This is a genomic window from Streptomyces sp. NPDC102467, from assembly GCF_044765445.1.
In the GTDB taxonomy this organism is placed as follows: Bacteria; Actinomycetota; Actinomycetes; order Streptomycetales; family Streptomycetaceae; genus Streptomyces.
Genome location: NZ_JBIWKA010000009.1, coordinates 339,994 through 365,243, shown reverse-complemented (window position 1 = coordinate 365,243; position 25,250 = coordinate 339,994). Strand labels below are relative to the sequence as shown.

Here is a 25,250-nt window from a genome sequence, read left to right as displayed (position 1 = left end):
CGCTGATAGCGGTAGTTCATGCTGCTCAGCTCCCGAACACCCCGCACCGCCGCGCTGCTCGCCGCAGGTGTCTCCGTCGCCCTCCTCGCGGCCGCCGCGCCGCAGTCGGCCACTCCGCTCGGTATCGGCGACCGTCTCTTCCCGAACCTCGGCAACCCCGGGTACGACGTGCGCTCGTACGACATCGCCTTCACCTACGGCGGCGACAACAGCAAGCCGCTCGACGCCGTGACGCGGATCGACGCTCAGGCGACCTCCCGGCTCGACCGGATCAACCTCGACTTCTCGCACGGAACGGTGCGCTCGGTGGAGGTCAACGGGAGCCCCGCTCACTTCGCCACCAGCGACGAGGACCTGATCGTCACGCCCGACAGCCCCGTAGTGCCGGGACAGCCGCTGCGCATCACCGTGCGCCACACCAGCAACCCTGTGCCCGGCAAGGAGGAGACCGGCTGGGTCCGCACCAAGGACGGGCTCGCCATGGCCAACCAGGCGGACGCCGCGCACCGGGTGTTCCCGTGCAACGACCACCCCGCCGACAAGGCCTACTTCACGTTCCGCGTCACCGCTCCCAAGGGCCTGCAAGCCGTGGCCAACGGACGCCCCGTGACGGCTGCACGTGCCGGGTCCACCACGAACTGGGTCTACCGCACCGCCCACCCCATGGCCACCGAACTGGCCCAGGTCTCCATCGGCCGCTCGGCCGTCCTGCACCAGAAGGGGCCCCACGGGCTCCCGATGCGCGATGTCGTTCCCGCAAAGGACACCAAGGTCCTACGGCCCTGGCTCGCCAAGACGCCCGGCCAGATCGCCTGGATGGAGAGCAAGGTCGGCCGCTACCCCTTCGAGAACTACGGCCTGCTCATCGCCGAGGCCAACACCGGTTTCGAGCTCGAGACGCAGACGCTCTCCCTCTTCGAGCGGGAGGTCTTCACGCGACCCGAATACCCGAAGTGGTACGTCGAATCGATCATGGTCCACGAACTCGCGCACCAGTGGTTCGGTGACAGCGTCAGCCCTCGCACCTGGTCCGACCTCTGGCTCAACGAGGGCCATGCCACCTGGTACGAGGCCCTCTACACCGAGGAGAAGGCACACGCGCCCATCGCGAAGCGGATGCGCAATGCCTACAGTGCGTCGGACGGCTGGCGCGCGACGGGCGGCCCGCCCGCCGCGCCCAAGGGACCCAAGCACGGCGAGAAGATCAGCATCTTCCGGCCCGTCGTCTACGACGGCAGCGCGCTCGTCCTGTACGCGCTGCGCCAGGAGATCGGCAAGGACGCCTTCGAGCGGCTCGAGCGGACGTGGGTGAGCACGCACCGTGACTCCACCGCGACGACCGCCGACTTCGTCTCGCTCGCCTCGCAGGTCAGCGGGCGCGACCTGAGCGTCTTCTTCCAGGCCTGGCTGTACGGGAAGAAGACGCCGCCGATGCCCGGGCACCCGGACTGGAAGTCACAGGCGGTGCGGAAGGCCAAGCCGGTGCACAAGTCCCCGTCGGCGTCAGTGCAGAAGTCTCAGCGGGTCCAGAAGTCTCAGCCGGTCCAGAAGTAGGGCGCGCGGTGAGGCTTCGGCCCTGTCACCACGGGAAATAACTCGGGTGACGAGACGGCCCGTACCGTGCGATCCTCTTCAGGTCGACGGCGCGGGCCATCCGGTCGAGATGTGATCGCTCCGATTGGCTCGGATCGGCCCTCCCGGGAATCCCCGGGCCGGGTCGCGCGTTGTCAGAGAGGACGGGCGAGGCGTCCGTCACATTTACCGAATCCCAGCGACGTAAGGATCCAATGACCTCCTCCTCTTCCCCTTCCCAGGATGCGCAGAGCCTCGCGCAGAACCCCACCGAAGGTCTTCGGGCCGATGCCCTGATGGAGGAGGACGTCGCCTGGAGCCACGAGATCGACACAGCGCGGGACGGCGAACAGCTCGACCGTTCCGAGCGAGCCGCGCTGCGACGCGTGGCGGGCCTCTCCACCGAGCTCGAAGACGTCACCGAGGTCGAGTACCGACAGCTCCGCCTGGAGCGCGTGGTCCTCGTCGGCGTCTGGACGTCGGGCACGATCGAGGACGCGGACAACTCCCTCACGGAGCTCGCCGCCCTCGCCGAGACCGCGGGCGCCGAAGTGCTCGACGGCGTCATCCAGCGCCGGGACAAGCCCGACGCGGCGACGTACATCGGCTCGGGCAAGGCCCAGGAGCTGCGTGACATCGTCCTCGAGACCGGCGCCGACACCGTCGTGTGTGACGGTGAGCTCAGCCCCGGCCAGCTCATCCACCTCGAAGACGTCGTCAAGGTCAAGGTGGTCGACCGGACCGCCCTGATCCTCGACATCTTCGCCCAGCACGCCAAGTCCCGAGAGGGCAAGGCGCAGGTCGCGCTCGCGCAGATGCAGTACATGCTGCCGCGACTGCGCGGCTGGGGTCAGTCGCTCTCCCGTCAGATGGGTGGCGGCGGCGGTGGCGGCATGGCCACCCGTGGTCCCGGTGAGACCAAGATCGAGACGGACCGGCGGCGGATCCGCGAGAAGATGGCGAAGATGCGCCGTGAGATCGCGGAGATGAAGACGGGCCGCGACATCAAGCGCCAGGAGCGCCGACGCAACAAGGTGCCTTCGGTCGCCATCGCCGGTTACACGAACGCGGGCAAGTCCTCCCTGCTCAACCGCCTCACGGGCGCGGGCGTCCTGGTGGAGAACGCGCTGTTCGCCACCCTCGACCCGACCGTGCGCCGGGCCGAGACCCCGAGCGGCCGGCTGTACACGCTGGCGGACACCGTCGGTTTCGTCCGACACCTGCCGCACCACCTCGTCGAGGCGTTCCGCTCCACGATGGAGGAGGTCGGCGACTCCGACCTGATCCTGCACGTGGTCGACGGTTCGCACCCGGCACCCGAGGAGCAGCTTGCTTCCGTACGCGAGGTCATCCGTGACGTGGGGGCCACGAAGGTCCGCGAGATCGTGGTGATCAACAAGGCGGACGCGGCCGACCCGCTGGTGCTGCAGCGGCTGATGCGCCAGGAGAAGCACTCGATCGCCGTCTCGGCCCGTACGGGCGCGGGCATCGAGGAGCTGCTCGCGCTCATCGACGCCGAACTGCCGCGGCCCGAGGTCGAGATCGAGGCCCTCGTGCCGTACACGCACGGCCAACTGGTCGCGCGGGCGCACACCGACGGCGAGGTGATCTCCGAGGAGCACACCCCGGAGGGCACGCTCCTGAAGGCGCGCGTCCATGAGGAACTCGCGGCGAACCTCGCGCCGTACGTTCCGACGGCGGCCGCGAGCTGACCGACGCCACGTGAACGAGCCCCGCCCAGGTGGTATTGGGCGGGGCTCATTCACGTCTTACTGCCGATCAACCACTATTGCCGATCAACTGCTTACTGGTTGCCGTACTTCTCGCTCATCGTGTCGAAGACCTGCTGGGCCTCCTGGCCCAACTGCGGTCCGGCGAGCCAGGTGTTGGTGGCCGGGCCGATCGATGTGTTCGACACCAGGACGGTCTTGCCGTCCCGGACGCGGAACCAGCCGCCGCCCGACGAACCGCCCGTCATCGTGCAGCCGATGCGGTACATCGTCGGCTGCTCAGGGCTGAGCGAGAGCCGGCCGGGCCGGTCGAGGCACTTGTTCATGAGCAGACCGTCGAACGGCGGGGCTGCCGGGTAGCCCCACGCGCCCATCGAACCGACCGACTGAACGGACGGCGTCGAGAAGTCCACGTCCAGCGCGTTCCCGACCGTCTCCTCCAGGGACTTGCTGCCCTGTTCCGGCTTCATGTGCAGCACCGCGAAGTCGTACGGCGCGCCCGCACCGCCCGATTCGGCGCCCTGGCTCATCCATTCGTTCGAGGTGGAGGCCCAGTCGGCCCAGTAGGTTCCGTACGGAGCGATCTCCGTCTGCGTGGCGTTGCGCAGTGCGTCCGCCGACTTGCCCTGGTCGTTGTACGACGGCACGAACGCGATGTTGCGGTACCAGCCGCCCGCCCCGCCCGCGTGCACACAGTGGCCCGCGGTCCACACCAGGTTCGACCGGCCCGGGTTGCGCGGGTCCTTCACGACGGTGCCGGAGCAGACCATCGAACCCTCGGGGGAGTCGAAGAAGACCTTGCCGACCGGCGCAGCGTTCTCGTGGTACGGCGTCTTCTCGGCCTGCGCCTGAACGGGGTCGGGCTCCGGGTCGGAGACGCCCTGGTCATCCGCGTAGTCCTGCGCGGCGATCGTCTTGTCCGGGTCCTTGGCGGACTTCATCCGCTCGGGCTTCCACAGACCGTCGATGACCGGGTTGACGAAGTCCTTGGCCTCGTGGAGCCAGTCGTCCTTGTCCCAGTTCTTCCAGGCCCCGTTCTTCCACTTGTCGGGGTCGATGCCGTGCTTCTTCAGCCGCTCGGCGACATCGCCCGGCAACTCGGCGCCGTCGGAACCCTCCGAGGAGGCGGCGGCCGGCTTGCCCCCTGCCGTGTCCTCGCTGTTCTTGCCGTCATCGCAGGCAGTGACGGTGAGCGCCAGGGCGGCGGCGAGTCCGGTCGCGGCGAGAGCGGTGCGCCGCCCCCGGCCGCGGACCATGGATGGACGTATGGAACGTATGGAACGCATGGTGCTGTTACCCCCGAGAAATGCGGTGGCGCGGCAGGCCTGCGGCATGGTGACCACGGCATCGGCGCTGCCCGCCATGAGAACTGAGAACTGGGAACTGGGATGTGGGGACTGAGGACTGTCATGAGCGTGTCATTCATGGGTGGGGCGTCCGCACGCACCCGCTTCGACACAGCACCCCACTATGCCTGTGGAGTTGGGGACGAACGGCGGCGGGGCGGTGAAAGTTTCGGCACCCCGCCGCCGCGATCCTGGTCAACAACGGCGTCCGGACGGGACTGGCGTCCCACCAGCTACCACTCCGGCCCGGCGAACCGCTTGTGCCGGGCCTTTGACCGCAGGTAGTGAACTACTGCCCCGCGAACTTCTTGCTCACGGAGTCGTAGATGCCCTTGGCTTCCTTGCCCAGCCGCGGGCCGGCGAGCCAGCCCGCCGTCACCGGGCCGATCGAGGTGTTCGACACCAGCGCCGGCTGACCGTCGGAACCCTGCCCGACCCAGCCACCGCCGGACGAGCCCCCGGTCATCGTGCAGCCGACCCGGTACATCGTCGGGTCCGTCGAGTTCAGCGAGAGACGCCCGGGCTTGTCCGCGCACTCGTACAACTTCTGCCCGTCGAACGGCGGCGCCGCCGGGTACCCCTTCGCCGTCAGCTGGGAGATGTCCGGCACCGCGGGCGCGTTGAAGTTCACCGGAAGCGACGAACCGACGGTCTCTTCGAGGGACTTGCCCGTGCTGCCCTTCTCCGGCGTCACGTGTATGACGGCGAAGTCGAACGGCGCACCCGCACCGCCGGTCGGGCCGCCCTGCTCGATCCACTGGTCGGACGTCTGCGCCCAGTCGCCCCACCACACGCCGAGCGGGGCGACTTCGTCCTTGGGCGCCCCCTGCAGCTCCTCGACGGACTTGCCGTCATTGTTGTACGAGGGCACGAACGCGATGTTGCGGTACCAGCCGCCCTTCTTGCCCGCGTGCACGCAGTGGCCGGCCGTCCAGATCATGTCGGACTTGCCGGGGTGGGCGGGGTCGGAGACCACGGTGGCCGAGCACACCATCGACCCCTCGGGACCGTCGAAGAACAGCTTGCCCGCGTACGGCGCGCTGCCGTGATACGGACTCGCGACGGCTGCCGCCTGCACCGGCTGCGGCGTTGGGTCCGTCACACCCTGGTCGCCGGAGATGTCGTTGTCGTCGACCTCGCCGCCGGGGTTCTTGTCGGCGTCGCGCATCCGGTCCGAGTCCCACAGACCGTCGATGATCGGGTTGACGAAGTCCTTCGCCTCACGCAGCCACTTGTCCCGGTCCCAGTTCTTCCACTCGCCGTTCTTCCACTTGTCCGGATCGATCCCGTGTTCCTTGAGCTTTTCCTTGATGTTGTCCGGGATCTGGATCGTGTCGTCGCCGCCCACGGTCGCGGAGGACGAGGTCTTGTCGCTCGCGTCGTCCTCGCCCGGACCGCACGCGGTGGCGGTGAGAGCAAGCACCGCGCCGAGCGCAACGGCCGCCGCCACGGGGGTCGTTCGCCCGCGCACGCTCCTGGGGCGGCGAGCGCTGAACAGCGGACGTATGGGTCGCATGGTGTGAATCCCCCTGGGCTTCGAGATCTCTGCACTGCCGAACAGGTGCTGTGGACGGGCTGTGCGCCCTCCCCGAACGGCACCCCACACTATGCCGGTGCCGTCAGGGACAACCGACGGGACCGCAACGGTTCCGTCACGGAGGGATCTTGGCGCCCCATCCCGACCACGAACAACGCTTCTCCCGCCCGTCGCCGGTACGTACGCGGGACCCGCATCCGGCGTTCACTCCGCGAACGGCCCGGACGAGCGGATGCCGCGGCCGGCGCGGTTCAAGCGGCCTGTGTGGTCTGAGTGGCCTGTCGGAGTTGATCTGTGGCGCAGGTCTCGTCACGAGTCTGCGAGCCGCCCGTGTTCCTCGCGCCCGCTCGTCGTTAGGGCATACGGGGGATCCGCAGTCGGCGCTCAGTCCTCGAACCGTCCTGGTGTGCTGCCAGGGCGGTGCTTCGGTGCTCTGCGCGCGAACTCGCCCCGCCCACCGGTGAGTCGACCCGACCAGTCGACCGTATCTCCAGCGGGAGGACCAGCAGCCGTGACCGACCCTGAGCCCGTGACGGTGCCCGCCCCGTACGACGGGGTGGCGCGCGGGACAGCCGCACGTGAGGACGCCGTGCACGAAGGGATCCTGCGCCGCCAGTCCGCGCGGGAGTCGGCGGCGCGCACCTACGCCCGCGCCCTGCCGATCGTGCCGGTGCGGGCCCGCGGCCTCACCATCGAGGGGGCCGACGGCCGCCGCTATCTGGACTGCCTCTCCGGCGCCGGCACGCTCGCCCTCGGCCACAATCACCCCGTGGTGCTCGAAGCCATTCGCAAGGTGCTCGACTCCGGAGCGCCGCTGCACGTCCTCGACCTGGCAACGCCCGTCAAGGACGCCTTCACCACAGAGCTGTTCCGCACGCTGCCACGCGCCCTCGCCGACCGGGCCCGCATCCAGTTCTGCGGGCCGGCCGGGACCGACGCGGTCGAGGCCGCACTGAAACTGGTCCGCACCGCCACCGGCCGCCCAGGCATCCTCGCCTTCACCGGCGCGTACCACGGGATGACCGCCGGGGCGCTCGAAGCGTCGAGCGGGGCGCAGGACGTCCGGGTCGCACGCCTGCCCTATCCCCAGGACTACCGCTGCCCGTTCGGCATCGGCGGCCCGCGCGGAGCCGAACTCGGCGCCCGCTGGACCGAGTCGCTCCTCGACGACACCAAGTCGGGAGTGCCCCGCCCGGCGGGCATGATCCTCGAACCGGTACAGGGCGAGGGCGGCGTCATCCCCGCCCCCGACCCCTGGTTGCGCCGCATGCGGGCCATCACCGAGTCCCGTTCCATCCCGCTGATCGCCGACGAGGTACAGACCGGCGTCGGCAGGACCGGCGCCTTCTGGGCCGTGGAACACAGCGGGGTGGTTCCGGACGTGATGGTCCTGTCCAAGGCGATCGGCGGCAGCCTCCCGCTCGCTGTGATCGTCTACCGCGACGACCTCGACGTCTGGGGCCCGGGCGCGCACGCGGGCACCTTCCGTGGCAACCAGCTCGCGATGGCGGCCGGCACCGCGACCCTGGCCTACGTGCGCGAGAACGGCCTCGCCGAGCGCGCCGGGGACCTCGGAGCCCGCATGATCGGCCAGCTCCAGTCGCTGGCCAAGGAATTCCCGTGCATCGGCGACGTGCGGGGCCGTGGCCTGATGATCGGGGTGGAGCTCGTCGAGCCGGGAGGCGCTACCCAGCCGGCCAGTGGCCCGGACACCACCGACGGTGCCAGCGACTTCTCGGCCGACCCCCTCCTCGGCGGACCGGCGACCGCACCGCTGCCCGCCGCCCCCGACCTGGCCGCGGCCGTCCGTGACGCCTGCCTGAACCGAGGGCTGATCGTCGAGCTCGGCGGGCGCCACTCCAGTGTCGTACGCCTCCTGCCTCCCCTCACCATCACCGACGAACAGGCCGCGGCCGTCGTCGACCGGCTCTCCGATGCCCTCACGGCCGTGGCCCGAGCTCAGCACTGCTAGGGGGCGGCGGGTGGATTTGGCCGGATCAGGGCGCTGCGCCAGGCCCCACGAGCCCGGCATGATCCGAACGACGCCTCCCAGCCGTACCAGCACACGGCGGCACGCCCTGCCCCAGCGACAGCCGCGGCAACCGGACCAGCCGGACCACCGCCAGACGGAGCCCACCACCCCACGCAAGGACACACTCTTGAACGCCACTCCCGCATCCGACGGCCGCCCCCGCCCCCCTGCAGGCGGAGCCTGCGACACGCAGTCCCCGCGTGAGCCGGAGCGCGACACGGCCCCCCGGCAGAAGGGCGGCGTCCAAGAGGCCGGGCGTCCGCACACCTCCATGGTCGACCTTCTCGAACATCCTGACCCCGCAACCTCCGCCCAGGGCTCGGCAGTCGAGAACCTGCTGCGCTGCTGGGTACGCGAGAACAACATTGCTCCTCCTTCCGTCGGCGCCCTCCGCGTCGCCCTCCCCGCGAGCGGCACCGCCCTTCTCGTCCCCATCCAGTACTGGTCACCCGCCGGCTGGCACCGCTTCGGCCTGCCCTACCTGGAAGACGGCCCCCAGGGCGCCCCCTGCGTCGACGCGGTCACCCTCGCCACCCTCCTCAGCCGCGAATCGGCGCCGAACGGTGCGGTGCCGAACGCCGCGACCCCGGGCGACGCAGCCGCGGGCGACAGGGCTCCGAACGCCTCGCCCCCGGACGACACGCCCTCAGCGCCTGCCAGCACTGTCGGGGCCGTCGCCCCGTCGGCGCCCGAGCTGGCCCCCGCCCCAAAGGCCGCTGTCCCCAGGGCCGCTGCCTCAAAAGCCGCTCCAGAGGCCGCTCCAGTCACCGCCACCGACAGCCAGCGCCCGTCAGGCTCCGCCACTGTCACCACCACGGCCACCACCAGAACTGCGGCCCCCTCCGGTGACGGCGGCGACCTGGTCGGCCGCGTCGCCGACTCCGTACGCCGCACAGCCGAGTTCATCGCCGACCGACGCCGCCATCGCGCCGACGATCCCGACCGCTTCCTCGCCGGAGAACAGTCCCTGCTCCTCGGCCACCCGCTGCACCCGACGCCGAAGAGCCGTGAGGGACTCTCCGAGGCCGAAGCCCGCCTCTACTCGCCAGAACTGCGCGGCTCCTTCCCGTTGCACTGGATCGCAGTCGCCCCCAAAGTCCTCGCCCACGACTCGGCCTGGACCGAGCGCGGCCGCACGGTCCCCGCCACCCACCTCACCTCACAATTCGCCGGTCATGACCTCCCGTTGCCCGATGGCTTCGCCGCCCTGCCGCTGCATCCCTGGCAGATCCGCGAACTCCGGCGCCGCCCGAGCGCCGCCACCCTGTTCGACGCAGGTCTCCTGCGCGACCTCGGCTCGCACGGCGAGCCCTGGTTCCCCACCTCCTCTGTCCGCACCCTGTACCGCCCCGGCGCGTCGGCGATGCTGAAGCTCTCCCTCGGACTGCGGATCACCAACTCCCGCCGCGAGAACCTCCGCAAAGAACTCCACCGGGGCGTCGAGGTCCACCGGCTGCTGCGCAGCGGCCTCGCCGAGCAGTGGCACGCCGCCCACCCTGGCTTCGACATCGTCCGAGACCCGGCCTGGCTCGCCGTCGACGACCTGGCCGGTGAGCCCGTCCCCGGCCTCGACGTCATGATCCGCAACAACCCCTTCCGCCCTGGCGACGACGCCTCCTGCGTCGCAGGCTTCGTCTCGCCCCGGCCCCCGCACGACCCGGCGGGCCACCTGGACCGCGCCCCGATGAGCTCACGGCTTGCCGACACCGTGACCCGTCTCGCGGCCCGCACCGGTCGCTCCCGCGAAGCCGTGGCCACCGAGTGGTTCCTGCGCTACCTCGAGCACGTGGTGCGCCCCGTGCTCTGGCTCGACAGCGAAGCCGGCATCGCCCTCGAAGCGCACCAGCAGAACACCCTCCTGCTTCTCGACGTCGATGGATGGCCCGTCGGCGGGCGCTACCGCGACAACCAGGGCTACTACTTCCGCGAGTCCCGTCGTGCCGAACTCGACAAGCGGCTGCCAGGTATCGGCACGCTCAGCGACACCTTCGTCTCCGACGAGGTCACCGACGAGCGGTTCGCCTACTACCTCGCCATCAACAACATCCTCGGTCTCATCGGCGCCTTCGGCTCCCAACAGCTCGCTGACGAGCGGCTGTTGCTCGCGGCGTCCCGTCGCTTCCTCGGTGAGGCCGCCGCCGGCCCCAACGGGCTGCGCAGTCCGCTGCCGAACCAGCTGCTGCAATCGCCGACGCTGCGCTGCAAGGCGAACCTGCTCACGCGCCTGCACGGCCTCGACGAACTCGTCGGCCCCGTCGACACCCAATCCGTCTACGTCACCATCACCAACCCCTTCCATGTCTGAGGACCCCGACAACCCCGACAACCCCGACAAGCCGAGGACCGCGCCCCGCACCACTTCCTGAGAGGAGCGTCGCCGTGCCCCCCGCCGATGCGAGCACCGACGCCGACACCAGCCCCGCCGACCCGGGTGAAGCCGCCCCTCCGAATGACCCGGACTGCCAGGACACCCTGGACCTGCGCCTTTCTGAGGAAATGATCGCGCTCATCGTCGAGCAGGACGGGTCGAGGCCCGTCGACGGGACGGACAACGCGCGCCGCGGCGCTCCCGTGTTCACGGGCACGACCCAGCACGATCTGCTCGACAACGTGGGGGAGTGGGGACCGGTCACCACTCCTTCAGGCGTGTTCCAGCTCGTGCCGGCCCGCGTCGGGCGCGACCTCAAGCTCATCAGCCGCTGGATGAACGACCCCGCCGTGGCCGCCTTCTGGGAACTCGCGGGCCCCGAGACCGTCACCGCGGACCACCTGCGCCCCCAACTCGATGGCGACGGGCGCAGCGTGCCCTGCCTCGGCGTACTCGACGGCAGGCCCATGAGCTACTGGGAGATCTACCGCGCCGACCTCGACCCGCTGGCCCGCCACTACCCCGCCCGTCCGCACGACACCGGGATCCACCTCCTCATCGGTGGCGTCGCCAACCGCGGACGAGGGCTCGGGACCGCACTGCTCAAAGCCGTCGCCGACCTCGTACTCGACCATCGCCCGCCGTGCGCGCGCGTCATCGCAGAACCAGACCTTCGCAACACCCCTTCCGTCTCCGCCTTCTTGAGCGCGGGATTCCGCTTCTCTGCCGAGGTGGACCTCCCCGACAAACGGGCCGCGCTCATGGTCCGTGACCGAGCCCTGCGCACCGTGCTGTGAGCTCGTCACTCTTAGTACACCGCTCGACCCGATCCGGTTCCCCCGCGAGGAGTCCCCGTGCCGAACCCGTCCGTCGCCCCGATTTCCGCAGAGCCGCCCGTGCTGTACGACCCGCCCGAGCTCACGCGGGAGAACTGGGACCGGGCAGGAGCGCGGCTGCTGGCCAAGCTGATCGGCGAATTCTCGTACGAGGAGATCCTCCGGCCGCTGCCGGACGGCCGTGACGACGCCCGGCTCCCGGGCCGTCACCCCTATACCCTCACCGTTCCGAGCGACGGGGAGTCCGACGGCGGCGGCTTGGTCCGCTTCCACGCCCGCCGTGGCGCGTACGGCAGTTGGCAGGTGGAACCGGACGGCATCGAGTGGGTGGCCGACCCGAGTGCGGCGGGCGACGAAACCGCCGCTTCACGTGCCCGCGAGCCGTTCACCGACCCGCTCGCCTTCCTGCTCCGCACCAAGCACCTCCTCGACCTCGACGGCACCACCCTCGGCCACCTCATCCGAGAACTCTCCGTGACGCTCGCCGCCGACACGCGCCTCGACCACTCCGCGCTGACCGCACCCCAGCTCGCCGACCTCGGCTATGCCGAGCTCGAAGGCCATCAGACCGGCCACCCTTGGATCGTCCTCAACAAAGGCCGCCTCGGCTTCTCGGCGACCGACACAGCCCGTTGGGCCCCGGAGGCCCGCCGCAACACCAGCCTCCCCTGGCTCGCTGTGCACAGCAGCCTCGCCACGTACCGCGGCGCCGCGGGCCTGGAGACCGCAGACTCCCTCTACTCCCGCGAACTGGACGCCCCGACCCGGCAATTGTTCGCCGAGCATCTCCGCGCACGAGGGCTCGACCCGGCCGCGTATCTCTATCTCCCCGTGCACCCCTGGCAGTGGGACGACATCGTGCTCCCGCTCTTCGCGCAGTCCATCGCCACGAACGCGATCGTCCCGCTCCCCACCGACGGCGACCTGCGACTGCCGCAGCAGTCGATCCGTACGTTCCTGAACACCACCCACCCGGAACGGCACACCGTCAAACTGCCCCTGTCGGTTCTCAACACCCTTGTATGGCGGGGACTCCCTACGGAGCGCACCCTGGCAGCCCCCGCAGTGACCACATGGATGCTGGGGCTGCGCGACTCCGACCCGTTCCTCAAGGACGAGTGCGGAATCATCCTGCTGGGCGAAGTCGCTTCCGTAACGGTCCGGCACCCTCAGTACGACGGCCTCGACGAAGTCCCCTACCAGTACAAGGAATTACTCGGAGCGATCTGGCGAGAGCCCGTGACGCGACAGCTCGCATCCGGAGAGTGCGCCCGCACTCTCGCCTCCTTGTTGCACGTCGACCCGCACGGACGCTCATTCACGGCAGAACTGGTCACGCGCTCGGGACTCGAAGCGAGGACCTGGCTGCGCAGGCTCTTCGCGGCGCTGCTCCCGCCCCTGCTGCGTTTTCTGTACCGCTACGGAACCGTCTTCTCCCCCCACGGAGAGAACGCCATCGTCGTCTTCGACGACCAGGACGTCCCCGTGCGCCTCGCGGTCAAGGACTTCGTGGACGACGTCAACGTCAGCGCCGAACCGCTCCCCGAGCACGACTCCATGCCGCGTGACGTACGCGACGTCCTGCTCACCGAGAGTCCTGCCTTCCTGACCCAGTTCATCCACTCAGGGCTCTTCGTCGGCGTCTTCCGCTACCTGGCGCCTTTGTGCGACGAGCAACTGGGTGTTCCGGAAGCGGAGTTCTGGTCCATGGTGCGCGCCGAGATCCTGCGCCACCACGCCCGGTTCCCCGAGCTGAAGGAGCGGTACGAGATGTTCGACCTGCTCACCCCCCGGATCGAGCGTCTGTGCCTCAACCGCAACCGACTGCACCTCGACGGCTACCGCGATCGTTCCCACCGCCCGCACGCCGCCGTGCACGGCACCGTCGCCAACCCCCTGCACCAGCCTTGATCGCGGGATTGTCAGTGGTGCCGTTTAGGGTGGTCGAGCTATGACGAAGCCCTCACTCCCCGAGCTCCTGCACGCCGCCGTCGCTGCCGTCGGCGGTACGGAGCGCCCTGGCCAGGTGTCCATGGCCGAGACCGTCGCCGCGGCGATCGACGACGGTTCCCATCTGCTCGTCCAGGCGGGCACCGGCACCGGAAAGTCCCTCGGCTACCTGGTGCCGGCCCTGGCTCACGGGGAGCGCGTCGTGGTGGCGACAGCCACCCTCGCCCTTCAGCGCCAGCTCGTCGAGCGGGACCTGCCGCGCACGGTGGACGCCCTCCACCCGCTGCTCCGCCGCCGCCCTTCTTTCGCCATGCTCAAGGGCCGGTCGAACTACTTGTGCCTGCACCGCCTGCACGAAGGCATGCCGCAGGACGAGGAAGAGGGGCTCTTCGACCAGTTCGAGGCGGCCGCGCCGACCAGCAAGCTCGGACAGGACCTGCTGCGCATGCGGGACTGGGCGGACGAGACGGAGACCGGCGACCGGGACGATCTCACCCCCGGTGTCTCGGACCGCGCCTGGTCCCAGGTGTCCGTCTCGTCGCGGGAATGTCTGGGCGCGTCGAAATGCGCGTACGGGCAGGAGTGCTTCGCCGAGATGTCCCGTGAGCGCGCCAAGCTCTCCGATGTCATCGTCACCAACCACGCCCTGCTCGCGATCGACGCCATCGAGGGCGCGCCGGTCCTGCCGCAGCACGAGGTACTGATTGTGGACGAGGCCCATGAGCTGGTCTCCAGGGTGACCGGAGTGGCGACGGGCGAGCTCACTCCGGGCCAGGTCAACCGTGCGGTGCGCCGCTCGGCGAAGCTGGTGAACGAGAAGGCCGCGGATCAGCTCCAGACCGCCGCCGAGGGCTTCGAGCGACTTATGGAGTTGGCTCTGCCCGGCCGCCTCGAGGAGATTCCCGAAGACCTCGGCTATGCGCTGATGGCGCTGCGTGACGCCGCACGGACGGTCATCACCGCACTCGGCTCCACGCGGGACAAGTCCGTCCAGGACGAGGACGCCGTACGCAAGCAGGCTCTCGCCTCCGTGGAGACGATCCACGATGTCGCGGAGCGGGTCACGAACGGGTCGGAGTGGGACGTCGTCTGGTACGAGCGCAATGAGCCCCGCGGTGGCGGTACCTACCGGCCGAGCGGGGCGTCATTGCGTGTGGCGCCCATGTCCGTATCGGGCCTGCTCCGGGAGAAGCTCTTCTCGGACCGCTCGGTGACTCTGACGTCGGCAACATTGAAGCTCGGCGGTGACTTCAATGGTGTCGGGGCGTCCCTCGGCCTCGCTCCGGAGGGCACACAGGACGAGGACCAGCCGGTATGGCAGGGCCTCGACGTCGGCTCGCCGTTCGACTATCCGAAGCAGGGCATCCTCTACGTCGCCAAGCACCTGGCCCGCCCCGCCCGCGAAGGTACGCGGAGCGACATGATGGACGAGCTCACCGAGCTGGTGCAGGCCGCCGGCGGGCGAACACTTGGCCTCTTCTCCTCCATGCGCGCCGCTCAGGCGGCGGCCGAGGAGCTGCGTACGCGGCTCCCCGAGTTCCCGATCCTGCTGCAGGGCGAGGACACCTTGGGCGAGCTGATCAAGGGCTTCGCCGCTGACCCGAAGACCTGTCTGTTCGGCACCTTGTCGCTGTGGCAGGGCGTGGACGTGCCGGGCACCGGCTGCCAACTGGTCGTCATGGACAAGATCCCCTTTCCCCGGCCCGACGACCCGCTGATGAGCGCGCGCCAAAAGGCGGTCGAGGACGCCGGCGGCAACGGTTTCATGGCGGTGGCAGCCACGCACGCGGCGCTGCTGATGGCACAGGGCGCGGGCCGCCTCGTGCGCGCGACGGGAGACCGTGGCGTCGTTGCCGTCCTCGACCCCCGTCTGGCGACGGCCCGCTATGGCAGCTACCTGCGGGCCTCGATGCCGGACTTCTGGTACACGACGGACCGCAATCAGGCGCGGCGCTCGCTCGCGGCGATCGACGCGACAGCGAAGGCCGACGGGAAGTAACCCCTCGGTGCGAAGCGGCCCGCCCCGGGGCCGGGCGCGGACAGCGCTGGGCCCCGGAACCGGCGCAGTTGGTTCCGGGGCCCGGTCAGGGAGGGGTCACACCCGGCGCAGGACGGCCACCACCTTGCCGAGGATCGTCGCCTCGTCACCAGGGATCGGCTGGTACGCAGAGTTGTGGGGGAGGAGCCATACATGGCCGTCCTCCCGCTTGAAGCGCTTGACGGTGGCTTCACCGTCGAGCATCGCCGCGACGATGTCCCCGTTCTCCGCGACGGGCTGACGGCGGACCGTCACCCAGTCGCCGTCGCAGATCGCGGCCTCGATCATTGAGTCACCGACGACCTTCAGAACGAACAGCTCGCCGTCACCGACCAGCTGTCGGGGGAGCGGGAAGACGTCCTCGACCGACTCCTCGGCGAGGATCGGGCCACCCGCGGCGATCCGACCGACCAGCGGTACGTACGAAGCGGCCGGCTTGCCCGCCGTGTCCGTGGGCTGCGCGCTGGGCTGGTCGGAGCCGCGGACCTCGTAGGCGCGCGGACGGTGCGGATCGCGGCGCAGGAAGCCCTTGCGTTCGAGAGCCATCAGCTGGTGTGCGACGGACGACGTACTGGACAGGCCCACCGCCTGGCCGATCTCGCGCATCGACGGCGGGTACCCCCGACGCTGCACCGAGTCCCGGATGACCTCGATCACCCGACGCTGGCGGTCGGTGAGACCCGAGCTGTCCGCACGGATCCCTGGAGGTCGGCCGGGCAAGGAGCGGCCGGGCTTCGGCCCCTCCTGGCTCATGGATGCGTCATTCATGGCATGCACCGGCTCGAGTCGGCCCTGGGCGTGGCCCTGGGCAGCGATGGTGGCACTGTCTGCAGTGGTGGTCACGTCGGTCGGCCCCTCTCGAGAATGTCTCCCTAGCTAGCCAACGGTAGTTCCTTTCGAAAGGTTGCGCCAAACACACGTTCGAGTGAAAAACCGCAGATTACTTGTCGTGATCATGTGCCTAGGTGTATGGCTAGCGCCCGAGCGGAATGGCAATTCGGCTGAATCCGGTACGCTTCACCGCCGAAGCCGAGACCCGCTCTGAGGGCTCGCCCAGTCTGCCATCCGACCCGTCGTCGAGCGGGCGCCGCCCCCTCCGTGCGAGCGTCGTGCCGGTCGGTAACTGCGGCCTGTGGCGCTTCCGTGCGGCACGCGGCCGACTTGGGCCCCTTACGACACGCGCTAGGGCCCAAAAGGCGGCCAGACCCCAGATGTAGTGGTTGGATTGCATCAGCAGCCCAGAAGTTGTGGTCCCCGGTCCTTCGCGTCCGTCGGCATCGCCTATGCTGGGGGCTGCTTCGAGGGGCGGGATGAGCCTCTTGGGGCTATCGCGTCGTGCCGTGAAGGAGGGTTGGGAGTTCATGCACTGTCCCTTCTGTAGGCATTCCGACAGCCGTGTCGTCGACAGCCGTACCACCGACGACGGCACGTCGATCCGCAGGCGCCGTCAGTGCCCGGACTGCTCCCGTCGCTTTACGACGGTGGAGACGTGTTCGCTGATGGTCGTGAAGCGGAGCGGAGTCACCGAACCCTTCAGTCGCACCAAGGTCATCAACGGCGTACGCAAGGCATGCCAGGGGCGTCCGGTGACCGAGGACGCGCTCGCTCTGCTCGGCCAGCGCGTCGAGGAAGCGGTGCGTGCCACCGGTAGTGCCGAGCTGACCACGCATGACGTGGGTCTGGCCATGCTCGGCCCGCTTCAGGAGCTGGATGTCGTGGCCTACCTGCGGTTCGCGTCCGTTTATAGGGCGTTCGATTCGCTGGAGGACTTCGAGTCGGCGATCGCGGAACTGAGGGAACAAACGCCCGACGCGACAGCGGACCGCGCGGGCGCGGAGCGCGTAGAGGGCGACAGCGGGCCCGGAGGGACTGTAGAAGTCCCCGTGCCCGCCCACGCCGCCGACTGACCGGCCACGGGCCACAGGGCGGCGAACCACAGACCTGTTACGGGCGGCAAGAGCGGCGTCCGTAGCACAAGACACACACCGTGCCCCGGGAATTACGAGGCACTTCAGGGCGTTTTAGCCCGATATGGGAGGCGGCATGACAGAGACGGCGAGCGGCCCGGCACGAGGTTCCCGCACCAAGGGTTCCAAGGCCACCAAGGGTCTGCGCATCGAGCGCATCCACACCAGCCCCGGCGTGCATCCGTACGACGAGGTGGAGTGGGCGCGTCGTGACGTCGTCATGACCAATTGGCGCGACGGCTCGATCAACTTCGAGCAGCGTGGCGTCGAGTTCCCCGAGTTCTGGTCGGTGAACGCGGTCAACATCGTCACCAGCAAGTACTTCCGGGGTGCCGTCGGCACCCCGCAGCGAGAGGTGAGCCTGAGGCAGCTCATCGACCGCATTGTGAAGACGTATCGAAAGGCCGGCGAGGACTACAAGTACTTCGCTTCGCCCGCCGACGCCGAGATCTTCGAGCACGAGCTGGCATACGCCCTCCTGCACCAGATCTTCAGTTTCAACTCGCCGGTGTGGTTCAACGTCGGCACCCCGCAGCCCCAGCAGGTCTCCGCCTGCTTCATCTTGGCCGTCGACGACTCCATGGAGTCCATTCTCGACTGGTACAAGGAAGAGGGCATGATCTTCAAGGGCGGCTCCGGCGCCGGCCTGAACCTCTCCCGTATCCGCTCCTCCAAGGAACTGCTCTCCTCGGGTGGCAACGCCTCGGGTCCCGTCTCCTTCATGCGCGGTGCGGACGCCTCCGCAGGAACGATCAAGTCGGGTGGCGCCACGCGCCGCGCGGCCAAGATGGTCATCCTCGACGTCGACCACCCCGACATCGAGGACTTCATCGAGACGAAGGTGAAGGAAGAGGAGAAGATCCGCGCCCTGCGTGACGCGGGCTTCGACATGGACCTGGGCGGCGACGACATCGCGTCCGTCCAGTACCAGAACGCCAACAACTCGGTGCGCGTGAACGACACGTTCATGAAGGCGGTCGAGGAGGGCGGCAAGTTCGGTCTGACGTCCCGTATGACCGGTGACGTCATCGAGGAGGTCGACGCCAAGTCGCTCTTCCGCAAGATGGCCGAGGCCGCCTGGGCCTGTGCCGACCCCGGCATCCAGTACGACGACACCATCAACCAGTGGCACACGTGCCCGGAGTCCGGCCGCATCAACGGCTCGAACCCGTGCAGCGAGTACATGCACCTGGACAACACGTCCTGCAACCTCGCCTCGCTGAACCTGATGAAGTTCCTGAAGGACGACGGCAAGGGCCACCAGTCCTTCGACGTCGAGCGCTTCTCGAAGGTCGTCGAGCTGGTCATCACCGCGATGGACATCTCGATCTGCTTCGCGGACTTCCCGACGCAGAAGATCGGCGAGAACACCCGCGCCTTCCGTCAGCTCGGCATCGGCTACGCGAACCTGGGCGCCCTGCTCATGGCGACCGGCCACGCCTATGACTCCGATGGTGGCCGCGCTCTCGCCGGCTCCATCACGTCGCTGATGACGGGTACGTCCTACAAGCGCTCCGCCGAGCTCGCCGCGGTCGTCGGCGCGTACGACGGTTACGCCAAGAACGCGCAGCCGCACCAGCGCGTCATGAAGCAGCACGCCGACGCCAACACCGTGGCCGTCCGTGTGGACGACCTGGACACCCCGATCTGGGCCGCCGCCACGGAGGCCTGGCAGGACGTGGTCCGCCTCGGCGAGAAGAACGGTTTCCGTAACTCTCAGGCGTCCGTCATCGCCCCGACCGGCACCATCGGTCTGGCGATGTCCTGCGACACCACCGGCCTCGAGCCCGACCTCGCCCTGGTCAAGTTCAAGAAGCTGGTCGGCGGCGGCTCGATGCAGATCGTCAACGGCACCGTCCCGCAGGCCCTGCGCCGCCTGGGCTACCAGGAGGAGCAGATCGAGGCGATCGTCGCCCACATCGCCGACAACGGCAATGTGATCGACGCCCCGAGCCTCAAGACCGAGCACTACGAGGTCTTCGACTGCGCCATGGGCGAGCGCTCCATCTCCGCGATGGGCCACGTCCGCATGATGGCCGCGATCCAGCCGTGGATCTCCGGTGCCCTCTCCAAGACCGTCAACCTGCCGGAGACGGCGACGGTCGAGGACGTCGAGGAGGTCTACTTCGAGGCCTGGAAGATGGGCGTCAAGGCGCTCGCCATCTACCGCGACAACTGCAAGGTCGGTCAGCCCCTCTCCGCGAAGACCAAGGAGAAGGAGAAGACCGAGGTGACGGCGAAGGCCGAGGCGGAGATCCGCAAGACGGTCGAGAAGGTCGTCGAGTACCGCCCGGTCCGCAAGCGTCTCCCCAAGGGCCGTCCCGGCATCACCACCTCCTTCACGGTGGGCGGCGCCGAGGGCTACATGACCGCCAACTCCTACCCGGACGACGGTCTCGGCGAGGTCTTCCTGAAGATGTCCAAGCAGGGCTCCACCCTCGCGGGCATGATGGACGCCTTCTCCATCGCGGTCTCCGTGGGTCTGCAGTACGGCGTGCCGCTCGAGACGTACGTCTCGAAGTTCACGAACATGCGCTTCGAGCCGGCCGGTATGACGGACGACCCGGACGTGCGGATGGCGCAGTCGATCGTCGACTACATCTTCCGTCGCCTGGCGCTCGACTTCCTGCCCTTCGAGACGCGCTCCGCGCTGGGCATCCACTCCGCCGAGGAGCGTCAGCGCCACCTGGAGACGGGCTCCTACGAGCCCTCCGAGGACGAGGTCGACGTGGAGGGCCTGGCGCAGTCGGCGCCGGTCCAGACGCTGCAGGCCGAGTCCCTGAAGGCCGTCGAGACGCCCAAGGCCGAGGCCGCCGCCGTGCAGCCCGCGCCGCAGCAGGCGCACACCAGCGCCGAGCTCGTCGAGATGCAGCTGGGCATCCAGGCCGACGCCCCGCTCTGCTTCTCCTGCGGTACGAAGATGCAGCGCGCCGGCTCCTGCTACATCTGCGAGGGCTGCGGCTCGACCAGCGGTTGCAGCTGATCGCCTGATCCGAAGGGGCGGCGGGACCAGCACGGTCCCGCCGCCCCTTCGGCGTACGCGCCTCGGTGTGTGCGTACTAAAGGGCGCCCATGGCGGCGGAGAACGTGGCGAGGTCGCCGTCGAAGCCGCGTATCGTTTCGCGGAAGGACCACTCGCCGTCGGCACCCCGCGTGAATTCGGCGAACGTGGCCGCCGAACTGCCGTCCACCGCCGAGAGGTCGTGCTGCGACAGGTCGGTGTAGCCCTCCCGTACGCGTACGGCGGTGTTCGCCACATCTGCGAACACCGTGTCCCGCCCTGTCTGTTGCTCACTCTGCTGCACGACCACGCCAACGAGCACGCGCGCGTAGCGTGGCGCGAGCCGATCCAGCTCGAGTGTCATCACCTCGTCGAAGCCGAAGCCCAATCCGGTCCTGCTGTCCCGGTTGAGGGTGATGGTCCCGTCAGGGGAGCGGCTGTCGAAGTGGACAAGGTAGGCGGGGCTGCCGTGCGGGTCGTCGCTCGTGTACGTCGCGGCGACGAGATCCAGGTCATGGGGGTCCGAACCCAATGGGCTCGGATCCCACTTCAGGCCGACCTCGACCTTCTCTATCCCCTTGCGGAGACTGCTCACCGAACTCCCCCTTCTCGGCACGACATTGAGTGCTACCGACACGCTACGTGGTCCCACTGACACCGCGCGGCCGCCCTGGTCAGTGGGGGATGCGTCGGGGGGCCCGTGTGGCGATCTCCTCACGGAACCCCTCGATCGCACGGCTCACCTGTCGGATGAGGTGGGTGTCCTCGATCCGGTCGAGGTAGTGACAGTGCCGCGCCACCCCCTCGAGTTCGAAGGCGAAGTAGAGCGCCATCAGAGGATTGATGAACAGCTCACTGCCCCGTGTGCGCTCCGTGAACCGTACGTCTCCAAAGGCGCCTTGCACCGCGGCCGAGATCGACCCGTTGACGATGCTCGGATGGTCCGGGGTGTGTTTCTGTGCATGGGCGACCGCGTCCACGAACAGCGCACCCTCCCTGGAGGCGCGGGACAGTGAGAACGCCCCCAAGTAGTGGCCCGCCCGCTCCAGAGCGGCGATGTTCTCCAGGACAAGTCCATGACTCACCCCGTGGTACGCGTCGACACCGAACCCGAGGGAGAGGACGAGCCGTTCGGGACCCTCGATGCGGGCCAGCGCCGCGACACTCGTGAGGTCCTCCTCCGGCGTACCCAGACCGGATTCGTCGCCGCGCATCAGGATGTCCGTGCCACCGTCCACCAGGACGATCGCGTCGATGTCATACCGCTCGATCAGCGCCTCGTAGGCGGCTCGCAGCGGATGCACGCCCACGCGCGCGAGGGCGTGCACCGTGTCGGGATAGCCGTGCAGGCGCAGCCATTGGGCGAGGGTGCGCTCGGGGAAGTAGGTCTGGTGCGGCGCGGAGTCCGGAGTCACCCGTGCCACGTCAGGGGCCGTCCAGGTGTCCGCCGGTAGCCCTTCTATGGCGCTGAACGACAGATTGGCCAGATGGACGTCCTTGCCTTCGTGGAGGAGGGAAAGGGCCACGGGCAGGCCTGCGTAGATGTCGAAACCGCCGCCCGCACCCGCGACGAGAACATGCTGCGCGTCGGCCAGTCGAGCGGACACAGGGTTGGTGAAGAGCGCCGTCATACCGATCATTGTGGAATGACCTGGGACGCGGAAGAACTGAATATCGACGCCTACATGGCGCGGATCGGCTTCGACGAAGACCCGAAACAGGACGTGGAGACGCTACGCGGTCTGCACCGTGCCCACGTAGAAGCGATTCCGTTCGAGAACCTGGAAATAATGCTGGGCAGGGAGGTGCTGCTCGACGTGCCTTCCCTGCAGGACAAACTGGTGCACAAGCGCCGCGGCGGTTACTGCTATGAGCACAACCTGCTGTTCGCCGCCGTATTGGAGCAAATCGGCTTTCCCGTACGAGGACTTGGCGCGCGCGTGCGGATGGGAACAGCTTCACTGCGGCCGGTGACACACATGATGACGCGGGTTCGGGTGGACGGCGAGGAGTGGCTCTGTGATGTCGGCTTCGGTGCCTCCGGGCTGCGGGAGCCGATTCCCCTGAGCGAGGGCGCTCAAGTAGTTCAGGACGCTTGGGAGTTCGGCATGGAGAAGGAAGGTAGCGACATCTGGGTGTTGCGCAGTCGACGGCCGGACGGCTGGCGAGACATGTACGCCTTCACTTCGGAGGAACGGCATCCTGTCGACTATGTAGTGCTGAATCACTACACCTCCACTCATCCGAGGTCCGCGTTCGTCCGTCGGCCCATCGTGCAGTACGCCACCCCGGACGCCCGGCGCACCCTTACAGGGCGAGAGCTTGTCGTCGAATATGCGGACGGCAGCCGGGCTGAACGCGAGGTACCGGCATCCGAGTTGCGTACGGTTCTCGACCGTGAGTTCGGGATCGAGTTGAGCGACGTCGAAGTCGCCGCGCTGGTGCGCGTGCACTACACCGGAGACTGACCCCACGTCACGCAACGCGCCGTACGATGGCGCCGTGCTGGTCAAGTGGATTCGCTGCTCTGTGGTGGACCGTCGGGGGTTCGAGCGGGGACAGCGGAAATGGGCGGGGCTCCTCGGGGAGCCGGGGTTCCGGGGGCAAGGCGGGGGCTGGAGCAGGAAACGACCTGACGTGGCCCATGTCTTCGGTTTCTGGGAGAGCCGTGCCTTTTACGACTCCTTCATGGCGCGGTCCCACGATCGGCTCGCGGCGGGTCAATCAGGGACCTACAGGGACATGCAGGTGAAACTGTTCGATCACCTCTTCGATGTGAAGACGGGATTCGAGCCGAGATTCACCGACGCGGACGTCGTCCGGATTGCCCACTGCAAGGCCAATGCCGAGCGGGCCGAGCACTTCACGCTCATGCAGCAGAAGGTCTGGAACCCTGCGATGGCAGGCTCGCCAGGGATGATCCGGGGTCTCTTCGCGGAGGCGCCGGGCGACGAGTTCCTGATCCTTTCGATGTGGCAGTCGGCCGCCGAGCGCGGGAAATACCAGGTCGACCGAGTGGAGCGGTTATCCCTGAGGGCCCAGACCGAGGCCGACATCGAGGCCATCGACGGCGGCATCGTGCAGCTGGAGCCGACCTGGACCGTATGAGCGCCGGACCGTGCGAGCGGGGGAGCACGCGCGCGTGCCGTGCGGCGTACGCCGGATGGAGTCCGTTCGGGTGCTCGAGCCGGGCCGAATCGATCTAGTGTTTCCCCATGGCACGACCGCGGCGCATCGTTCTTGTCCGGCACGGCGAATCCGAAGGCAATGCCGACGACACCGTGTACGAGCGCGAGCCCGACCATGCCCTGGCGCTCACCGAGACAGGGTGGCGTCAGGCCGAGGAGACGGGCACGGGACTGCGGGAGCTCTTCGGGCGGGAGCGGGTGAGCGTCTACGTCTCGCCCTACCGACGCACCCACGAGACCTTTCGCGCGTTCCGTCTCGACCCTGATCTTGTGCGGGTGCGGGAGGAGCCCCGCCTCAGGGAGCAGGACTGGGGCAACTGGCAGGACCGCGACGACGTACGGCTCCAAAAGGCCTATCGGGACGCCTACGGGCACTTCTTCTACCGGTTCGCGCAGGGCGAGTCCGGGGCGGATGTGTACGACCGGGTCGGGGCGTTCCTGGAAAGCCTGTACCGCAGCTTCGAGGAGCCGGACCACCCGCCGAACGTGCTGCTCGTGACGCACGGGCTGACGATGCGGCTGTTCTGCATGCGCTGGTTCCACTGGACTGTCGCGGAATTCGAGTCACTGTCGAATCCTGGGAACGCCGAGACGCGGGCACTCGTTCTCGGGGAGAACGGGAAGTACGAGATGAACCGGCCATTCGAGCGCTGGTGCGACCCCAGGCCCTATGGGGTCACCGGATAGAGTGGCGGGCCGATGATTGCTGATTCCTCTCCCGACGGGCGCTTGGACCGCGCCCTGTCCAGCCTGCGCGGACTCTGTGTGGGCGATGCGCTCGGATCGCAGTTCTTCGTCCCGGTGAACTATCCGCTGCTCAAGGGGCGGGCGGTTCCGGACGGCCCGTGGCAGTGGACCGACGACACCGAAATGGCGTGCTCCGTGGTGGCCGTCCTGGCCGTTCATGGCCGGGTCGACCAGGATGCCCTGGCACATTCGTTCGCTGAGCACCACGATTTCGACCGGGGATACGGCCCTGCGGTGAACCGGCTGCTGCGGCAGATCCGGGAGGGCGGCGACTGGCGTGCGCTTGCGTCCGCGCTGTTCAAGGGGCAAGGCTCGTGGGGCAATGGTGCGGCGATGCGTATCGCGCCGCTCGGGGCCTACTACGCCGATGATCCGGAGCAGGCCACACATCAGGCCGAGATCTCGGCCTATCCGACGCACCAGCACCGCGAGGCCGTCGTCGGTGCGATGGCTGTGGCCGCCGCTGCTGCGCTCGTGGCCGATCCTGCGGGGCCACCGAGCCCGCAGGACCTGCTGGACGGTGTGATCGCGCTTGTGCCGCGCAGTGCGGTCGGCGCGGGGCTGCGCCGGGCCAGGGACATGCTCGACTACGGGGACCCGGCCACCGTGGCCGCCGTGCTCGGGTGCGGCCGCCGGACGACCGCGCACGACACCGTGCCGTTCGCACTGTGGTCGGCGGCGCGTGGGCTCGGAGACTTCGAGCGGGCCTTCTGGACCACTGCCCAGGTGGGAGGCGACATGGACACGACCTGCGCGATCGTGGGCGGCGTCGTGGCCTCCGGCAGGGACGGGGCGCCGTCGACCGACTGGCTGGAGCTCACCGAAGCTCCTCCTGCATGGATGCCGACCGCGTCGGTCTGAAGCGCCGCACTGCTCGGTGACGTGAAGCGCCGCACTGCTCGGTGACGTTCGAGGAGAAGACCTCGCGAAGGCCGGGC

Annotated in this window: 18 protein-coding genes; 13 read left to right on the top strand and 5 right to left on the bottom strand. The window is 68.6% G+C overall.

Translation table 11 applies throughout. The annotated features are described in order from the left end of the window. Positions 1–18 precede the first annotated feature (18 nt). Together ACIREE_RS21135 and hflX are read left to right on the top strand one after the other, a co-directional pair. Positions 19–1,554: a M1 family metallopeptidase gene (locus tag ACIREE_RS21135; protein ID WP_404154104.1), complete on the top strand. Its 1,536-nt coding sequence runs from the start codon at positions 19–21 to the stop codon at positions 1,552–1,554. A 233-nt stretch (positions 1,555–1,787) separates the two neighbouring features. After that, positions 1,788–3,284, top strand: a complete 1,497-nt coding sequence (hflX, locus tag ACIREE_RS21130) for a GTPase HflX (protein WP_404154101.1) — start codon at positions 1,788–1,790, stop codon at positions 3,282–3,284. A gap of 92 nt (positions 3,285–3,376) precedes the next feature. On the opposite strand, the gene ACIREE_RS21125 is transcribed toward hflX, so the two are convergent. Together ACIREE_RS21125 and ACIREE_RS21120 are read right to left on the bottom strand one after the other, a co-directional pair. Then, positions 3,377–4,588 (bottom strand): trypsin-like serine peptidase, encoded by a 1,212-nt coding sequence (locus ACIREE_RS21125; protein WP_404154098.1) that lies wholly within the window; start codon positions 4,586–4,588, stop codon positions 3,377–3,379. A 349-nt stretch (positions 4,589–4,937) separates the two neighbouring features. Next, positions 4,938–6,164, bottom strand: a complete 1,227-nt coding sequence (locus ACIREE_RS21120) for a trypsin-like serine peptidase (RefSeq protein WP_404154096.1) — start codon at positions 6,162–6,164, stop codon at positions 4,938–4,940. A gap of 556 nt (positions 6,165–6,720) precedes the next feature. Here ACIREE_RS21120 and ACIREE_RS21115 point away from each other — a divergent pair. The 5 genes from ACIREE_RS21115 (at position 6,721) to ACIREE_RS21095 (ending at position 15,370) form a co-directional block, all read left to right on the top strand. Next, positions 6,721–8,157: a diaminobutyrate--2-oxoglutarate transaminase family protein gene (locus ACIREE_RS21115; protein ID WP_404154279.1), complete on the top strand. Its 1,437-nt coding sequence runs from the start codon at positions 6,721–6,723 to the stop codon at positions 8,155–8,157. 187 nt (positions 8,158–8,344) lie between these two features. Beyond that, the gene (locus ACIREE_RS21110; protein ID WP_404154094.1) at positions 8,345–10,522 is read left to right on the top strand and encodes an IucA/IucC family protein; all 2,178 of its coding nucleotides are present in this window, start codon (positions 8,345–8,347) and stop codon (positions 10,520–10,522) included. A 74-nt stretch (positions 10,523–10,596) separates the two neighbouring features. Further along, the gene (locus ACIREE_RS21105) at positions 10,597–11,382 is read left to right on the top strand and encodes a GNAT family N-acetyltransferase (protein WP_404154091.1); all 786 of its coding nucleotides are present in this window, start codon (positions 10,597–10,599) and stop codon (positions 11,380–11,382) included. Positions 11,383–11,439: 57 nt separating this feature from the next. Continuing rightward, positions 11,440–13,332, top strand: a complete 1,893-nt coding sequence (locus tag ACIREE_RS21100) for an IucA/IucC family protein (RefSeq protein WP_404154088.1) — start codon at positions 11,440–11,442, stop codon at positions 13,330–13,332. A gap of 40 nt (positions 13,333–13,372) precedes the next feature. Next, the gene (locus tag ACIREE_RS21095; RefSeq protein ID WP_404154085.1) at positions 13,373–15,370 is read left to right on the top strand and encodes an ATP-dependent DNA helicase; all 1,998 of its coding nucleotides are present in this window, start codon (positions 13,373–13,375) and stop codon (positions 15,368–15,370) included. 96 nt (positions 15,371–15,466) lie between these two features. On the opposite strand, the gene lexA is transcribed toward ACIREE_RS21095, so the two are convergent. Beyond that, a complete protein-coding gene (gene lexA / locus ACIREE_RS21090) occupies positions 15,467–16,252 on the bottom strand; it encodes a transcriptional repressor LexA (RefSeq protein WP_404154082.1) in 786 nt (261 codons plus the stop codon). A 518-nt stretch (positions 16,253–16,770) separates the two neighbouring features. On the opposite strand from lexA, the gene nrdR reads away from it, so the two are divergent. Together nrdR and ACIREE_RS21080 are read left to right on the top strand one after the other, a co-directional pair. After that, positions 16,771–17,316 carry a transcriptional regulator NrdR gene (nrdR, locus tag ACIREE_RS21085; protein WP_404154079.1) on the top strand — a complete coding sequence of 182 codons (546 nt, stop codon included), beginning with the start codon at positions 16,771–16,773 and terminating at the stop codon, positions 17,314–17,316. Positions 17,317–17,452: 136 nt separating this feature from the next. After that, on the top strand, positions 17,453–20,359 hold the full coding sequence (locus ACIREE_RS21080; RefSeq protein ID WP_404154076.1) for a vitamin B12-dependent ribonucleotide reductase: 2,907 nt from the start codon (positions 17,453–17,455) through the stop codon (positions 20,357–20,359). 76 nt (positions 20,360–20,435) lie between these two features. On the opposite strand, the gene ACIREE_RS21075 is transcribed toward ACIREE_RS21080, so the two are convergent. Then, positions 20,436–20,972 carry a TerD family protein gene (locus ACIREE_RS21075; protein ID WP_404154074.1) on the bottom strand — a complete coding sequence of 179 codons (537 nt, stop codon included), beginning with the start codon at positions 20,970–20,972 and terminating at the stop codon, positions 20,436–20,438. A 79-nt stretch (positions 20,973–21,051) separates the two neighbouring features. Beyond that, a complete protein-coding gene (locus tag ACIREE_RS21070) occupies positions 21,052–22,008 on the bottom strand; it encodes a DUF1152 domain-containing protein (protein WP_404154071.1) in 957 nt (318 codons plus the stop codon). A gap of 15 nt (positions 22,009–22,023) precedes the next feature. Here ACIREE_RS21070 and ACIREE_RS21065 point away from each other — a divergent pair, with 15 nt between their 5' ends. From ACIREE_RS21065 to ACIREE_RS21050, 4 genes are all read left to right on the top strand, one after another. Continuing rightward, a complete protein-coding gene (locus ACIREE_RS21065; RefSeq protein ID WP_404154068.1) occupies positions 22,024–22,845 on the top strand; it encodes an arylamine N-acetyltransferase in 822 nt (273 codons plus the stop codon). Between the two features lie 34 nt (positions 22,846–22,879). Next, positions 22,880–23,485, top strand: a complete 606-nt coding sequence (locus ACIREE_RS21060) for a YdbC family protein (protein WP_404154066.1) — start codon at positions 22,880–22,882, stop codon at positions 23,483–23,485. A gap of 107 nt (positions 23,486–23,592) precedes the next feature. Next, a complete protein-coding gene (locus ACIREE_RS21055) occupies positions 23,593–24,252 on the top strand; it encodes a histidine phosphatase family protein (protein WP_404154063.1) in 660 nt (219 codons plus the stop codon). Between the two features lie 12 nt (positions 24,253–24,264). Beyond that, positions 24,265–25,173 carry an ADP-ribosylglycohydrolase family protein gene (locus tag ACIREE_RS21050; protein ID WP_404154060.1) on the top strand — a complete coding sequence of 303 codons (909 nt, stop codon included), beginning with the start codon at positions 24,265–24,267 and terminating at the stop codon, positions 25,171–25,173. The last annotated feature ends 77 nt before the right edge of the window (positions 25,174–25,250 follow it).

What these genes read in the sequence shown, in the direction of transcription:
- ACIREE_RS21080 (WP_404154076.1), top strand. Translation starts at nt 17,453, where the DNA reads ATGACAGAGACGGCGAGCGGCCCGGCACGAGGTTCCCGCACCAAGGGT.
- ACIREE_RS21095 (WP_404154085.1), top strand. Translation starts at nt 13,373, where the DNA reads ATGACGAAGCCCTCACTCCCCGAGCTCCTGCACGCCGCCGTCGCTGCC.
- ACIREE_RS21070 (WP_404154071.1), bottom strand. Translation starts at nt 22,008, where the DNA reads ATGACGGCGCTCTTCACCAACCCTGTGTCCGCTCGACTGGCCGACGCG.
- ACIREE_RS21135 (WP_404154104.1), top strand. Translation starts at nt 19, where the DNA reads ATGCTGCTCAGCTCCCGAACACCCCGCACCGCCGCGCTGCTCGCCGCA.
- ACIREE_RS21050 (WP_404154060.1), top strand. Translation starts at nt 24,265, where the DNA reads ATGATTGCTGATTCCTCTCCCGACGGGCGCTTGGACCGCGCCCTGTCC.
- ACIREE_RS21055 (WP_404154063.1), top strand. Translation starts at nt 23,593, where the DNA reads ATGGCACGACCGCGGCGCATCGTTCTTGTCCGGCACGGCGAATCCGAA.
- ACIREE_RS21125 (WP_404154098.1), bottom strand. Translation starts at nt 4,588, where the DNA reads ATGCGTTCCATACGTTCCATACGTCCATCCATGGTCCGCGGCCGGGGG.
- hflX (WP_404154101.1), top strand. Translation starts at nt 1,788, where the DNA reads ATGACCTCCTCCTCTTCCCCTTCCCAGGATGCGCAGAGCCTCGCGCAG.
- ACIREE_RS21120 (WP_404154096.1), bottom strand. Translation starts at nt 6,164, where the DNA reads ATGCGACCCATACGTCCGCTGTTCAGCGCTCGCCGCCCCAGGAGCGTG.
- ACIREE_RS21065 (WP_404154068.1), top strand. Translation starts at nt 22,024, where the DNA reads ATGACCTGGGACGCGGAAGAACTGAATATCGACGCCTACATGGCGCGG.
- nrdR (WP_404154079.1), top strand. Translation starts at nt 16,771, where the DNA reads ATGCACTGTCCCTTCTGTAGGCATTCCGACAGCCGTGTCGTCGACAGC.